The organism is Streptomyces sp. NPDC031379, from assembly GCF_055569615.1.
On sequence record NZ_JBVIIT010000021.1, the window covers coordinates 191,946 to 205,807 of the forward strand.

Consider the following 13,862-nt stretch of genomic DNA (forward strand, 5'->3'; position numbering starts at 1 on the left):
TGCGTCCGGGTACGCCGGACTTGGTCCCAGGATGGATCACGTCGTCCCAGGATGCGAACACCTCACGTCAGACCTTGCAGAATCGGCGGGGCGGAGAGCGAACCTCACCGGCATCGCCTGGAGACGACCTTCAGAGAGTGTTGATTTGCCAGGCGAGGACACCCGAAGAGCCCTTTATGCCAGAGACGTCTATGCGGACTGGCCCGTTTCCGTTGAGGCGTTGCTGGAACACGGACTGGTCGCAGGGAACCGTTGCGTCGGAACCCGAGCCCTTGGGGCGACGGTCGGGTGTGCACTGCCCTGGCCGACGCACGTGAGGACGAGCCGGTATGTCCTGCCCTTGCGGAGTGCCGGGTGCGTATGGATGCCGTCCCCGACGCGCTCCGATCCGCCCTCCAGGAGAACGCCGCCTGGAACACTCGCCGCCAAACGACCGGGTGGCTCATGACGATGTCTCCCAGTACTTCCAACCCGTCTCGGACGTCGGCAGGATAGCCTTCCCGCTGCCGAGTTCCTTTACCCCGCAGGAGCCGATCCGCTGGTACTTCGCCCATGTCACCTTGTATCCCCACGAGCCGTACTGGAGATGGCCGTACTTGCGGCTGTGGACATTGTGGGTGTACTGATGGCCGACCGAAACAGTGAAGCTCCCGCCGACCTTGACACTCACCTGGGCCTTGGCCTTGGCGATGATCGCGTTGGAACTCCATTCTATGGAGCCGGAGATCTCCGCCGAGATAGTGCCGGCCTTGGTGACGGAAACATTCATGGTGGTTTGGCAGCGCGTGCTTAAAGCCGCTTGGTGGTCTGCCACCAGGTCGCCGGCGCCACGAGTACGACGAGGCAGAGCAGACCGACCAGCCACCCGGACCCGTTGAAGTAGTGGGCGAGGGCCGTGTCCGTGTGCGTCACGTGGCCGGACTGTAGACGATCCCGTTTCCGGGCCCCCGGCGGATGCGCCGGTTCCTCAGGGCATGAGAAAAGACCCGACCGCTGGCGACGGGGGATGCACCAGCGATCGGGCCATGGCCAAGGGTAACAAGGTTGGGCGCTCCGTGGGGCCAAGTCGCCCGCCAATCAGCCAGGTTGGCCGATCATCGTCCGCACGGGGGGTCGTAGGAGAGGCGGGGAAGGTACTCGTGCCACTTCTGCGGGGTCAGGACGCCCCGGGTGACCGAGCAGATGTGCCGGATCGCCTCGTCGGCGTCCAGCCGCCACAGCCGGACCGTGTCGGCACCGCTGGAGACCCCGAGGACATGGCTGTTGGGGCTGAAGGACAGGAAGGTGCCCGTCTTGGCGTAGGGGGTCATCGACTGGCCGATCGCCTTCGCCGCGGTGGGGTCGGAGATGTTCCACAGGCGGACCGAATTGTCGTTGCCACCGCTGGCCAGGACGTGGCCGCCCGCGCTGAACGTCAGTGACGTCACGGCCTCGCTGTGGCCGGTGAGCGGTGCGCCCAGCTCGCTCGCGCCGGCGGGGTCGGTGACGTTCCACAGGCGGACCGTGTCGTCGTCGCTGCCGCTGGCCAGGGTGTGCCCGGCAGGGCTGTAGGCGAGCGTGTTGACGGGGCCGGAGTGCTGGTCGAGCGGGGCGCCGGCCGGGACCGGGTGGGCCGGGTCGGTGACGTTCCACAGCCGGATCGTGCTGTCCGCGCTGCCGCTTGCCAGCGTGCGGCCGTCCGGGCTGAAGACCAGGGCGTTGATGTAGCCCCGGTGGCCGGTGAGCGGCTTGCCGAGCGGCACGGGGCGCGAGGGGGCGGAGACGTCCCAGAGCTGGATGGTGCGGTCGTCGTAGGCCGTGGCCAGGGTGCGGCCGTCCGGACTGTAGGCCAGCGCGTCGGGGCCCATGAAGCGGGTCCGCAGCGGCAGGGGCGCTCCGGTGGAGACCGGGTGGGAGGGATCGGAGACGTTCCACAGGTACACGGCCTTGGTCCCCGTCAGGACGGCGAGGGTGCGGCCGTCGGGGGAGAACATCAGCGAACGCTGGGCGCCGTCCGCCCGCATGAACGGCTTGCCGAGCGGCACGGGCCGGCCGGGACGCGCCACGTTCCACAGCCGCAGCCTGCCGTCCCGCGCGGCCGTGGCCAGCACCCGTCCGTCCGGCCGGAACGCTCCGCTCCGGCCGATCATGTCCGAGGTCGGTATCGACCACAGGCGCACCTTGCTGTCGCCGCTGCCGGTGGCGAGGGTCCGCCCGTCGGGGCTGAACCCCAGGGCGTACATCTCCCCGCTGCTGCCCGCGAGCGGCTCCCCGACCTGTGACGGTGACGCCGGATCGCTCACGTTCCACAGGCTCGCCGTGCTGTCCGCGCTCGCGGCGGCCAGCCTGCCGCCGTCGGGGCTGAACGCCACGGACCAGACCGGGCCGGTGTGGCCGGTCAGCGGCGAGCCGAGCGCGGCCGGGCGCCCGGGGTCGGTCACGTCCCACAGCCGGATGGTGTCGTCCGCGCCGCCGCTGGCCAGGGTCCTGCCGTCGGGACTGAAGGCCAGCGAGTGCACGATGTCCGTGTGGCCCTTGAGCACGGTGCGGATCGACTCGGGCCGGCGCGGGTCGGCCGTGCGCCACAGCAGGACGGTGGCGTCGTCGCCGCCCGCCGCGAGCGTCCGCCCGTCGGGGCTGAACGCCACGGAGCGCACTGCCGCGGTGTGGCCGCGCAACACGCCCAGGGACTTCGGCCGGCGCGGGTCGGTCACGTCCCACAGGCGCACGGTGTGGTCCTCGCCGGCCGAGGCCAGGGTGCGGCCGTCGGGGCTGAAGGCGACCAGGTAGATCGTGCCCGTGTGGCCGGTCAGGGGCCGGCCGAGCGGTGACGGGTGCGCGGGGTCGGTCACGTCCCACAGCCGGACCGTGCCGTCGTCGCCCGCGCTGGCCAGCGTGTGCCCGTCCGGGCTGAAGACCGCGCTGCTCACCCAGCTGGTGTGGCCGGTGAGGGGCTTGCCGAGCGGTTTCGGGCGGCTCGGGTCGGCCACGTTCCACAGCCGGACCGTGCGGTCGTAGCTGGCCGTGGCCAGGGTGCGGCCGTCGGGGCTGAAGGAGGTGAGGTACACCGCGCCGGTGTGGCCGGACAGCGGGGTGGCCAGCGGTGCGTTGACGATCGAGATCAGCCGGCTGTACGTGCCCTCGTCGTCCGGGCGCAGATCGTGGGCGACCAGGTCGAGCTGCGCGGCCAGGGACGGGTCCGCGTGCTGGACCCGGTCGGCCTCGGCGAGGACCTGTGCGAACACGGCGTCGTCACGCTGCTGCCAGGCGATCACCGCGGAGCCGCCGGCGAGCAGGGCCAGCACGACCAGCGCCGCCACCGCGGCCCGGCTGATCCAGACGGTGCGCTTGCGCAGCCGGACGGAGGCGGCCAGGAACTCCACCGCGCTCCGGGTCAGATAGGTGTCCCCGGCCGACCTCGCCCAGCCGCGGGCCTGCTCGAGACGGGAACCGCGGTACAGCAGCGAGCTGTCCCGGCCGGAGTCCTCCCAGGCCCGGCCGTCCTCCTCCAGCCGCTGCCGCAGCAGGTGGTCGTTGCGGTTGTCGTCGATCCAGTGCCGCAGTCGGGGCCAGGCGTGCAGCAGCGCCTCGTGGGTGATCTCCACGGTCTCCGCGTCCAGCGTCACCAGCCGGGCCCGGACCAGCGCCTCGAGGGACTCCTCGGTCTTGCCGGGGTCCGACGACTCGTCCGCCAGCTGCCGCCGGGTGCCCCGCCGCCGGGTGGCCTGGGTGTCCTCGCCCAGCCGGACCAGCCGCAGCAGGAGCAGCCGGGCGGCCGTCCGGGCGGCGGGGTCGAGGCCGGACCAGGCGCGCTCGGCGGTGGCCGCCACCGCTCCCTGGATGCCGCCCGCCGCGCGGTAACCGGCCAGCGTCAGCCGCCCGCCCTTCCGGCGCTGCCAGGTGGCCAGCAGGGCGTGGGACAGCAGTGGCAGCACACCCGCGTCGTGCGCCCCGCGCGGGCCGTCGGCGCTCACCTCGCGCACGATCAGTTCGGCGAGCCCCGGCTCCAGCTCCAGGCCCACCGCCTTGGCCGGGCCGGTCACGGCGTCACGCAGCTCGCCGCTGGTCAGCGGGCCGAGCACCATGTGCCGGTGCTGCAGCGCGTCGGCGAGTTCGCGGTAGCCGAGGCACTGTTCGTAGAAGTCGGCGCGGATGCCGAGGACGACCAGCGCGGGGGCGGTCGCGCCCGGCCGGGCGGGCGGGGTGCAGGCGGCGGCCAGGAGCTGGATGAAGGTACGCCGCTCCGCCTCGTCGGCGCAGAGGGTGAACGCCTCCTCGAACTGGTCCACGATGACGACCGGCCGGGTCTCCGGGGGCATCTCGCGGCGCGCCCAGGCCGAGACGGCCTCGCGCACCGCCCGGGCGAGCCGCGGTGCGTCGGATCCGGGCGCGGCCGGGTTTCGGGTGGCCTCCTGCTCGGCCTTCCGCGCGTCGGCGGCGACGGGGACGAGATCCGGGATACGGCGGACCAGCTCGCCCAGGGGATCGGCACCGGGGACGAGCTGCAGCACGGGGTCGGAGGGCGCGGTGCCGTCGTCGGCGGTGCCCTCCTCGGGGGGAATGCCGGAGACGTCGCCCGTGGGGACGCCAGCGGGCGCGTGCGCGGGCGCGTGTGCGGAGGTGCTCCGGGAGGCGGTGCCCGCGGAGGGAGTGGTCGGGGAGGGAGCAGACGGCGAGGGAGCGGCCGCGGAGGGAGCGGACGGCCAGGGCGCGGCCGCGGAGGAGGTGGTGGGGGAGCCGGTGCCCGTGGGCGCCGCCTGCCCGTCGGCCGCCGGGGCCCCGAGGGCGCCGTCGCGGAGCGCGGGGACCAGACCGGCGTTCAGCAGGGACGACTTTCCCGCACCCGAGGCGCCCACCAGCATCACCAGACCGCCCGTCCGCTCGGCGGCGCGCAGCTGGGCGACGAGCGCGTTCGTGCTCCGCTCCCGGCCGAAGAACCACCGCGCGTCCTCCTGCCGGTACGGGGCCAGCCCCCGGTACGGGCACACCCCACCGGCGACGGGCGGGGCCTGGGCCGGAGGACGCCGGTCCTGCTGCGCGGGCGGTCCGGGCCGGTCGCCCACCGGGTCGGCCAGCGCGCGTTCCCACAGGCGCTGCCAGTGGGCGAGGTCGTACAGGCCGCCGGACACCGGCGCGGGCCGCAGGCGTCGCGCCTCCGGGATCAGGATGTGCAGGACCGCCGCGAGGGCGGCGAACTGGGCCGGCACGTTCCGGGCCCGGCGCCAGTCGCTGATGCGCTGCGCGGACACCCGTACGGGCCGGCCGCGCTCGTCGACCCGCTGCAGCCGTACGACCGCCTCGGCGACGCTCTTGAGGGGAGGGTTGCCGGCCTCCTTGTACAGCAGCGCGAGGCGCTCGGCGAAAGCTGTGCGTGCCCCTGAGTCGGAACTCAAGGTCCCACCCCTTACTTCCCCCCGCACCTGGACGTCCGGACCGGAAAACCCACCTTATACGGCTGACCTGCGGATAAGGCCTGGACCGGAGACCGGAACCTCCTCGCCGGGGACGACAGATGGCAGGATCCAAACCGGGTAGCGGACTGGTCACACACCGTCTGGACAGGCCACCGGCTCAGCGCTCGGAGAGACAGCCCATGGCAGCGAACGTTCTCGGTCAACTTCCGCCGCAGGCATGCGAGCGGACGCCGCTGGAGGCAAGGAGCGGCGACACCCACGGCTGAACCCGCGAGCCCGCGGGAACGGCCCCCTTCTTCGGCCCGCGCCGATGCGCCGACGTGGCACGGGTCGACATCCCCTGCACCGTTCGGTACCGGTCCCCACGAGGGGAGGGACCGGTACCGGACGGTCAGGGGCTCTGCTTCGGATGCCCCGATCCGGCCGGGGCATGCCTTCCGCGGTGGCCCGGACCGGGAAGTCACCCGTTCGTCTCGGGGTCCGCCGCGAGCCATCCCGCCGCGCGGGCCGTGGCGACCGCGTGGTGCTCGGCCTCCGCGGCGGCGGCGTTCAGGGCCGCGTCCCGTCCTCGCGCGCTGCCGCCGGCCGCGGCCGCCGCGGCCCGGGAGGCGGCCAGGGACGCGCGCAGGGCCGCGTCGGAGGCCTCGGTTCCGTCCCGGGCGGCGGCGACCTGCGCGGCCAGGGCCGCGGTGGCGGCGGTGTTGCGGGCGCAGCGGGCGTCCGCCGCCGGATCCGGGGCGCTCGCGGCGAGGGCGGCGAGCGACCGGGCCGACAGTCGCAGCGCGTTGGCGGCCCTGCCGACGGGGTCCTTCGGCACGACCTCGGCCGCGTCCCCGCCGACGCCGGCGTACCGGCACGCGGCGACCGCGCGGTCGTAGGCGCTGTGGGCACGGGCACCGTGGACCGGGCGCAGTGTCTCTTCCCGCGGCGTGGTTGCGGCCGCCGCCTCGTCCCGTCCGCTCATTCTCGGCCTCCTTCGTCCGGCTCGTCCGGCTCGGACCGGGCGCGGGCAGGGTGCCACGGCGCCCGCGAAGAGACCAGAAGCATGCGGGAACGCGGATCCCGGGGCTCCTTCCGGGCCTGCCGGAGCGGCATGTGCGCCGTGCACCACCCCGTGCATCACGCGAGCACCACGCCCTGCATCACGTCGTGCACCACGTCGTGCACCACCTGGAAATCTGATGGTCCGTCAGTTACGGTCGCCACGCCGGCTGTTCCCGAAGGGGTGAGTGAGTGCCATGGAGAAGCGTCCCCCGTGCCCGCCGCCGCCCGGTGCTCCCCGCTGGGTCGCGATGTTCCGTCAGCCCTCCCAGGAATCCTGGACGGTGGCTGCCGAGTCCCCGTACCAAGCTCCGGTGCGGTACGCCGTCGGAGACATGACCCGGACCCTGCGGGCGCGCGGGGACGAGGCGACGGTCGCGCTGTGGGGCCCGGTGGACGGTACCTGGCACCTCTACGAGGCCCCGGCCGTCAGGGCATCCGCGCCCGCTCCCGCCGCCGGGCCGCTCCCGGACGGCCCCGGCGAACCGGCCAGGCTCGCCGAACGCATGACCGACCGGCGGCACCAGGTGCTCATGGCCGGTCTGAGCAAGGCGGGCTTGTACGACCTGAGCCCCGAGGACGGCGAAGCGGTGCGGACGCTGGCCGACCGGCTCGACGAGCCGACGGTCCGGCGGGTGGCCCACTGGCTGTCGGCCGCGGGCGGGGCGGGCTAGCGCCGCGGGGGCGGTGGCCGCCGGCCCGGTCCGGTTCGGCGGCCCGTCGCGTCGGACGGTGGACCCGGCCGGTTCGGCGCCCCGTCGCGGCGCGCGGCGCACCCGGTCGGTTCGGCGCCCTTCTCACCGGGCAGTGACGTCCTGGAAGTCACCGAGCCGACCCCCGCCGGACGTCATCGCAGGGGTCGCCGACGGCTGGAGGACGCATGAAGGTCTCCGTCGACCGCAGCCTGTGCTACGGCTCCGCCGAGTGCGCGCACCGGGCGCCGGACGTGTTCACGTTCGAGGACGGATACGGGGTCGTACGCCCCGGCCGCGAGGAGTCCGCCGACGACCCGCAGATCGCGGAAGCGGCCGAGAAGTGCCCTTCGCAGGCGATCCTGCTCATGGAATGAGGGGCCGGCTTCAGCGGACGGCCGGATAGGTCCAGCCGAACTCGGCCAGCGCCCGTGCCCTGGCCTCCGCCACCGCCATGCGCGCCTCGCGTTCGGCGGGGTCCACATGGGACGCCCGACCCGTGACCTGGCCCTCCCACTTGCGGTACAGCAGGCCGGTCTCGGCCGAGAACCAGCCGCGGCTCACCGCGTTCAGCGCCAGCAGCAGGCCCGTGTCCTCGGATGCCGGCAGGGCCATCCAGCCGCCCAGGGCGCTCAGCAGGTCCCGCCGGACGCACAGGGTCGCCGGGTGGACCGGCGCGAGGAAGTCGTTCCGCTTCCAGTGGTCGAGCACGACACCGCGTTCCAGGGGGCCGGCGTCCGGATCGCCGGGGAAACCGGCCGTGGAGCCGTCCGGCAGCAGGTCGAGCACCCGGGACGTCGTCCACCCCACGGTGCGGTCGGCCTCCAGCACGGCCAGGTCGCGGGCCAGCGCGCCCGGGGTGAGCTGGTCGTCGGAGTCGAGGACCTTGACGTACGTGCCCTCCGCGCGCGCCAGCGCGATCGTCCGGGCGACACCGGGGCCGCCCGGCCGGCCCTGGCGGAAGGACACCCGCTCGTCGTCCGGGACATGGGGGCGGACCTCGTCCGTGCCGCCGTCCTCCTGGATCAGCCACTGCCAGTCCCAGCCGTCGGGAAGCCGCTGGGCGCACAGGGACGCGTAGGCGTCCGGCAGGAACCGGGCGGACGGTCCGTGGACCGCCGTGACAACGGTGACGCGTCGGCTCACGGCAGCACTCACCACCTTGTCTTTGTCTCTGTCGTTGTCGTGCCGTCGTCGAGGATGCCGTACGCGCACACAGCGCGAGACCCCCGGCCGAGCCCGGCCGGGGGTCTTTCCGTATCGACTTATGCGTACGCAAGTCGCCTGGTGTCGAGACGTCTGCGGTGCTGTGTGCCGGTCCTGCGCGGGTGGGCGGGGGAGCGGCGGATCGAGCGGGATCAGCAGTCCAGCGCCGCCGGGTCCTGGGCGGAGGTCGTGGTCTCCGCGTTCTCCGCCTGTGTCTCGGTGAGGGGCCGGTGCCGGCAGCTCGGGGACTTTCCGTGGGCCTCGGCCCGGATGCGCTGCTTCATCGTGGGGGGCAGGGCCCTGGCATGGGACCAGAGCCAGTGCTGTGTCGCCGGGAACGTCGGGGCCGTGCGGTGCGTGGCGCCGGTGGTGGGGGCCTCGGTCTGGGCAGCGGCCGGCGTGGTGGCCGCGGTGACGAGTCCGAGCGCCGTGCACAGCGCGAGGAAGGCGGTGACGATGGCGGTCCACAGCTTCATGACCTTGTTCTGGGTCATGGCCCCTCACTTTCGGGTTGGGCGATTTGCGTACTTTCCTCATGATGTGTATGGGGGCCGCGAAGTGGTGGACCTACGTCCGTGGCGCGTCGATGTTCCGATGAACACCACCCGGATGGGCGCAAGAGGGTCGAAAGGTACCCAAAGGGCCGCGAGATGGAGTGAAAGGGGAGCAAAGTAACGGTGTGTGGAGGTGTGATCACCCTCCGATCGCAACGGTCCCGAGTCCGGCTATTGCGCTGCCGGAGGCCCCAGTTGAGCCCCGACACAGGTCACCGATCGATATCGGCCGGTGTGTATAGTCGGGCGCCAGAGAGGTCCCCTACGTCAAGGAAAGACGAGGTCGCGCGGTGAAGAAGCTGCTCCTGGTCGCACTGGCCGCCATCGGCGGGCTCCTCGTGTACCGCCAGATCCAGGCGGATCGCGCCGAGCAGGATCTGTGGACGGAGGCGACTGACTCCGTGCCCACGGGTTCGTGAGTCCCGACACCAGAATCTGAACAGACCCCGGCCGCCCTCGCGGTCGGGGTTTTGCGTTGCCCCGTGTTGCGGGGTCGTGGCGGGTGAGGTAGGCGTTCCGGAGTCCCCTACGAGGATCTGCCGGGCGTGGCCGGGTGGTGCCGGGCGTTTCGGACGGCTGTACGCGTTGCCCGGATGGCGCAAGGGCCCTCGGGGCAGGATGGGCCACGGCCCCGTACGGCCGCGCAAGAGCGGTCGCGGGCAGCGGCCGGGGGCGCGGTTGCGGGCGACAGGGGGGTGTGGCACGTGCGGCGGCGGCAAGAGCGTACGGCGTGGTGGCGGGGCGGCTGGTCCGCGCGTCGGCACGCGATGGCCGTACGGCCGGGTCGGCACGCGATGGCCGTACGGTCCGGGCCGCATACCGCGGCTGTCCCGCCGGGGGCGTTCGCCGGGGGCATCCTGCCGGGGTCGGGTTCCGCGGCAGTCCTGCCAGGGCGGTGTTCCGGCGTCGGACCGCTGGGGGCGGGTACCGAGGCCGTTCTGCCGGGGCGGTGTTCCGGCGTCGGACCGCTGGGCCTGCGGGTCCTTGTCCTCCTGCTGGTCCTGGGTGCCCTGGTCGCCGGGCCGGGCGGGACCGCGGTCGCCGCCGACGCTGGACCGGAGCGGTACGGCTTCGCGCCCGGCGCCCGTACGGTCGCGGGCGCGGCGGGCACCGCGGAGGCCGAACGGCTGGATCCCGGCCGTATCTACCGAAGCTCCGTGCCGAAGAACGGCAAGCTGTACTACCGCCTCCACCTCACCGCCACGGACACCGCGTACGTCCCCGTCACCGCCGTACCGCCCACGAACGCCACCGTCACCGCCACCGACGGCATCCGCGTGTCCGTCCGGGACTCCGGCGGCGCGCCCTGCTCCTTCGCCGCCGCCCGCTTCGGCGCCGGGCTCAGCCCGCGCCCGGTCACGGCCCTGGCGGAGCGCGAGGCCGGAAAGGCGCTGTGCCAGGGCACGGGGACGTACTACCTGCTCGTCGAACGCCTCGACGCCGAAGGCTCCGGTACGGCGGCCCCGGCACCGCGCTGGGATCTGGAGATCGCTCCCGCCACGGAACCGGGCCCGGCACAGGCCGGCCCCACCACCGCGCCGCAGACCTGGGACTCCGCCACGCCCGAGCCGCTCACCGGCCGGCCCCGCGACCGGTCCGGCGGCGCCGGCTTCGCCTCGGCCGTCCCGGTGGGCCAGGGGGTGTGGCGGACCGCCCTCGTGCCCGGCGAGACACGGTTCTACAAGGTTCCGCTCGATTGGGGACGCCGCCTGCACGCCTCCGCCGAACTCGACGCCGCCCCCGGCCACGGCTACACCGGCGGGGCTCTGAACCTCTCCCTGCACAACCCCGTCCGGGGTCCCGTCGACGACGCGTCCCTCGGTTACACGGGCCTCCGCAAGTCCGTCGGCCTCGACCCGCTCCCGCCGGTCGAGTACGCCAACCGTCACGCCGTCCCCGCCGGGGTCACCTCCGTCCGCTTCGCCGGCGCGTACTACCTGGTCCTGCACCTCAGCGAGCAGATGGCCGGCACCTTCGGGCGGGGCCCGTTCGGGGTGACCCTGCGGATACGGGTGGACGGGCGGGCGCATGCCGGGCCGGGCTACGCCGGACGCCCCGAGCCGGCGGACGTCTTCACCGTCACGGAACAGGAGCGGGAGGCGGCGCTGACCGGGAGTACCGACAGCGCGGACGGCACGGTGATGAAGCTGGTCGCGGCCGGCGGGATCGGCCTGGGCACCGCGCTGCTGCTGGTGCTCGGCGGATGGACGGCGGCGGCCCGGCGGGCTCAGACGCGGGTCAGCGCCCAGAAACCCACCGCGTAGCAGGCCAGCGCCAGCAGCAGCATCGGGACCGCGACCTTGGCCGGAGGACCGGGGCGGCGGCGGTCCGCGCGGTGCGCCCGACGGCTCTGTGCGGGGGGTGCCGTCGAGATCGGCGGGGCGTGAGGGGGAACCTGCGGGTCTTGAGCGGTGTACGAAGCAGTAGAGGCATCAGCGCGATGCCCGGGCACCGCGGCCGGAGGCGGGACGGCGCTCCATGCTGCGTGGGACGGGGCGGAGGGGGTGAGGGCGTGCGTCGGACCGTGCGAGGGACGCTCCGGGACCTGGGGTGGGTGCTGCGAGCCGTACTCGCTCTGCTCCTCGGCATGTCGGGGTGGCGGCAGGGGTGCCGGCCGGGGGTGCGGTTCGGGGTCCAAGTGCCCCTGCGGCGGGAGGAGTCGGAAACTGCCGGTGTCCGACATGGAGTCGGTGTGCGTGTGAGCCTGGGCGCTCGGGTGCGAGGGGGTGTCCGCGACAGCGCCGGCGGGGAAGTCCGTGCGGGAGTCTGCGGGGGTGTCCGGGCGCGAGGCGGTGCGTGGATCGGAGGGGAGATCCGTGCCGGCGGAGGTCCTCCCCGGGGCCGAGGCCTTGCCGCCCGAGGTCGTCCTGGCCTTCTCGAGAGGACCGTCGGGTCCGAACCCCGGTGGCAACGGGCCGAGTTGGTCGAAGACCTCGATCAGTTCGTCGTCGGGTCCGGGCTCCGGCAGGAGTTCCGCGGCAGAGGCGAGCGCCTTGCGCGCACCCGTGGCGGTGCGGAAACGGGCCGCCGGATCCGGCTGGAGCAGCATGGCGACGACCTGCCACAGCGGGTCGGGGATGCCCTTGGGCGTCCCTGGGGTGCCGTGCTCCATGAAGTACTGCACGAGCGCCTTCGTGTCGGGCTTCGCGCCTTCGAGGAGATACAGGGCGACCAGCCCGACGGCGAACAGGTCGGCCGGGAAGTCGGGTTCGGCGCCGAGCACCTGCTCGGGGGCGAGATAACCGGGCGTGCCCACCACGAGGTTGGTCTCGGTCAGCCGCGGTTCGCCGAGCCGCATGGCGATGCCGAAGTCGGACAGCCGCAGTCGCGGCCGGCCCGTGCCGGTCGCTTCGAGGAGCACGTTGGCCGGCTTGACGTCCCGGTGGACGACGCCTTCCGTGTGGACGGCGGCGAGACCCGACAGGAGTTGGTCGAGCAGCGTGCACACGAAGGCCGGAGGGAGGGGGCCGTAGTCGCCGACGAGGTGGGCCAGGGACCCGCCGGCGACCAGATCCATGGTGAACAGGACCTTGTCGTCGTCGGCGGCCCAGCTGGCCGGAGCGAGGACGTGGGGGTGGTCGATCCGCAGCGCCTGCTCCCGTACGAAGCGCAGCAGGGAGTGGGCGTCCCGCTGCTGGAGCACCTTGGCGGCCACATAGCGCCGTCGGCGATGGTCCCAGGCGCGCCATACCGCGCCCACGCCACCGCGCCCGATCGGGTCGGCCAGCTCGTACCGGCCGGCGAAGACCTCACCCATGACAGTCCGCCGCTCCTCCCCCTAGCCCCGCGGTCCCCTCGACCCCTGCTTCCCCTCCTACCCCTCCTGCCCCTCGACCACTGCTTCCCCTGTCCCTCTCTTGCCCCGCTCCCCCGCTGATTCGCCCCGCACGGCTGCCCCGGACGTCCGCTACCCCGGACGTCCGCTCACCCTGGAATGCTGCCGTGCTCCGGGCCCGGCGCGGAGGCCCTACGGAGAACCGGGCCCGTGGGTCAGTTCTGGTGGGACTGGTAGTGCGCGACCGCGTCGGAGGTGCGGCCGGCACCGTAGACCCGGAGGAACTCGGCCAGCTCGGGGTGGCTCGGGGCGAGACTGTCCGCGGCGTCGATGATGTCGCCCGCGGCGGCCACCGAGCGCAGCAGCGACTGGATCTCGCGGACCACCCGCTTGACCGTGGGCGCCCCGGAACCGCTCGTGGTCTGCGTGGTGTTGCTGAGCACGGAGCCCCCCTGCGACTTCTTGATCTCGTCCATGCGCTCGGTCGCCTCGGCGGCGCTGACGCTGCCGTCCGCCACCTGCGCCGCCAGCTCCTGCAGCAGCTGCACCCGCTGGACCACAGCAGGATTGCCGATCTTCGCGCGCTGGCCGCTCATCAGCTGCGAGAGCATCGGAGCGGACAGCCCCAGGACCCCCGCGAGACGGGCCTGGTTGAGCCCGAGATCGTCGATGAGCTTACGGAAGAGCGCCCCCAGTGGCTCCCCGTACCAGTTCCGCTGCAGCTCCCGCGCTCTGGCGGTGGCTTCCTGCTGTGCGGCGTCCATTGCGTCTCCCCATCGCTTCCCCTGAAAACCGCGGTTCGCTGTAGCGAACCACGCCGAGCATCTTACGGAGAGTGGTCATCCGCGGGGACCCCCAATCTTTTTGCGGGATACGGGGGGTGACCCGGTACTCTGGTCTGCGACGGCCGCCGGAACGTGATTCCTCCGGTCGGTCGCTCCTTCCCGGGGCCTTAGCTCAGTTGGTAGAGCGCCGTCTTTGCATGGCGGATGTCAGGGGTTCGACTCCCCTAGGCTCCACAATGGAAATGCCCTCCGACCTGCGAAAAGCAGGATCCGGAGGGCATTTCTCGTCGGGTGTCGCCCGTCTGGTTTCACGTGAAACGGGCCGTGGGGGGGGGGGGGGGGGGGGGGGGGGGGGGGGGGGGGGGGGGGGGGGGGGGGGGGGGGGGGGGGGGGGGGGGGGGGGGGGGGGGGGGGGG

The 13,862-nt window shown here is 73.3% G+C and carries 12 protein-coding genes and 1 tRNA gene; 5 read left to right on the plus strand and 8 right to left on the minus strand.

Annotated elements, in window-relative coordinates; translation table 11 throughout:
• Positions 1–442: 442 nt before the first annotated feature.
• The 4 genes from ACZ5CW_RS28580 to ACZ5CW_RS28595 form a co-directional block, all read right to left on the minus strand.
• Positions 443–769, minus strand: coding sequence for a hypothetical protein (locus ACZ5CW_RS28580; RefSeq protein ID WP_468606261.1), 327 nt, complete (start codon positions 767–769; stop codon positions 443–445).
• A gap of 20 nt (positions 770–789) precedes the next feature.
• Positions 790–912 (minus strand): hypothetical protein, encoded by a 123-nt coding sequence (locus ACZ5CW_RS28585; RefSeq protein WP_468606263.1) that lies wholly within the window; start codon positions 910–912, stop codon positions 790–792.
• Between the two features lie 182 nt (positions 913–1,094).
• Positions 1,095–5,372, minus strand: a complete 4,278-nt coding sequence (locus ACZ5CW_RS28590; protein WP_468606265.1) for an nSTAND1 domain-containing NTPase — start codon at positions 5,370–5,372, stop codon at positions 1,095–1,097.
• Between the two features lie 481 nt (positions 5,373–5,853).
• The gene (locus ACZ5CW_RS28595) at positions 5,854–6,357 is read right to left on the minus strand and encodes a hypothetical protein (protein ID WP_468606267.1); all 504 of its coding nucleotides are present in this window, start codon (positions 6,355–6,357) and stop codon (positions 5,854–5,856) included.
• Between the two features lie 412 nt (positions 6,358–6,769).
• Between ACZ5CW_RS28595 and ACZ5CW_RS28600 the strand changes: the two genes are divergently transcribed.
• Together ACZ5CW_RS28600 and ACZ5CW_RS28605 are read left to right on the plus strand one after the other, a co-directional pair.
• Positions 6,770–7,108 (plus strand): hypothetical protein, encoded by a 339-nt coding sequence (locus ACZ5CW_RS28600; protein WP_468606269.1) that lies wholly within the window; start codon positions 6,770–6,772, stop codon positions 7,106–7,108.
• 206 nt (positions 7,109–7,314) lie between these two features.
• A complete protein-coding gene (locus ACZ5CW_RS28605; protein WP_468606271.1) occupies positions 7,315–7,503 on the plus strand; it encodes a ferredoxin in 189 nt (62 codons plus the stop codon).
• Positions 7,504–7,513: 10 nt separating this feature from the next.
• On the opposite strand, the gene ACZ5CW_RS28610 is transcribed toward ACZ5CW_RS28605, so the two are convergent.
• Both ACZ5CW_RS28610 and ACZ5CW_RS28615 read right to left on the minus strand, forming a co-directional pair.
• Positions 7,514–8,272, minus strand: coding sequence for a glycosyltransferase family 2 protein (locus ACZ5CW_RS28610; protein WP_468606273.1), 759 nt, complete (start codon positions 8,270–8,272; stop codon positions 7,514–7,516).
• Between the two features lie 212 nt (positions 8,273–8,484).
• Positions 8,485–8,826: a DUF6344 domain-containing protein gene (locus ACZ5CW_RS28615; protein WP_468606275.1), complete on the minus strand. Its 342-nt coding sequence runs from the start codon at positions 8,824–8,826 to the stop codon at positions 8,485–8,487.
• Between the two features lie 350 nt (positions 8,827–9,176).
• Here ACZ5CW_RS28615 and ACZ5CW_RS28620 point away from each other — a divergent pair, with 350 nt between their 5' ends.
• Entirely contained in the window at positions 9,177–9,305 is a 129-nt protein-coding gene (locus ACZ5CW_RS28620) for a DLW-39 family protein (RefSeq protein ID WP_003999697.1), read from the plus strand.
• Between the two features lie 285 nt (positions 9,306–9,590).
• The gene (locus ACZ5CW_RS28625; RefSeq protein ID WP_468606277.1) at positions 9,591–11,150 is read left to right on the plus strand and encodes a hypothetical protein; all 1,560 of its coding nucleotides are present in this window, start codon (positions 9,591–9,593) and stop codon (positions 11,148–11,150) included.
• On the opposite strand, the gene ACZ5CW_RS28630 is transcribed toward ACZ5CW_RS28625, so the two are convergent.
• A complete protein-coding gene (locus tag ACZ5CW_RS28630; RefSeq protein WP_468606279.1) occupies positions 11,114–12,643 on the minus strand; it encodes a serine/threonine-protein kinase in 1,530 nt (509 codons plus the stop codon). The two genes, ACZ5CW_RS28625 and ACZ5CW_RS28630, sit on opposite strands and share 37 nt — an antisense overlap.
• A 233-nt stretch (positions 12,644–12,876) precedes the next feature.
• Positions 12,877–13,425: a helix-turn-helix domain-containing protein gene (locus ACZ5CW_RS28635; protein WP_468606281.1), complete on the minus strand. Its 549-nt coding sequence runs from the start codon at positions 13,423–13,425 to the stop codon at positions 12,877–12,879.
• Between the two features lie 182 nt (positions 13,426–13,607).
• On the opposite strand from ACZ5CW_RS28635, the gene ACZ5CW_RS28640 reads away from it, so the two are divergent.
• Positions 13,608–13,680: transfer RNA gene (locus ACZ5CW_RS28640), tRNA-Ala, on the plus strand.
• Positions 13,681–13,862 lie beyond the last annotated feature (182 nt).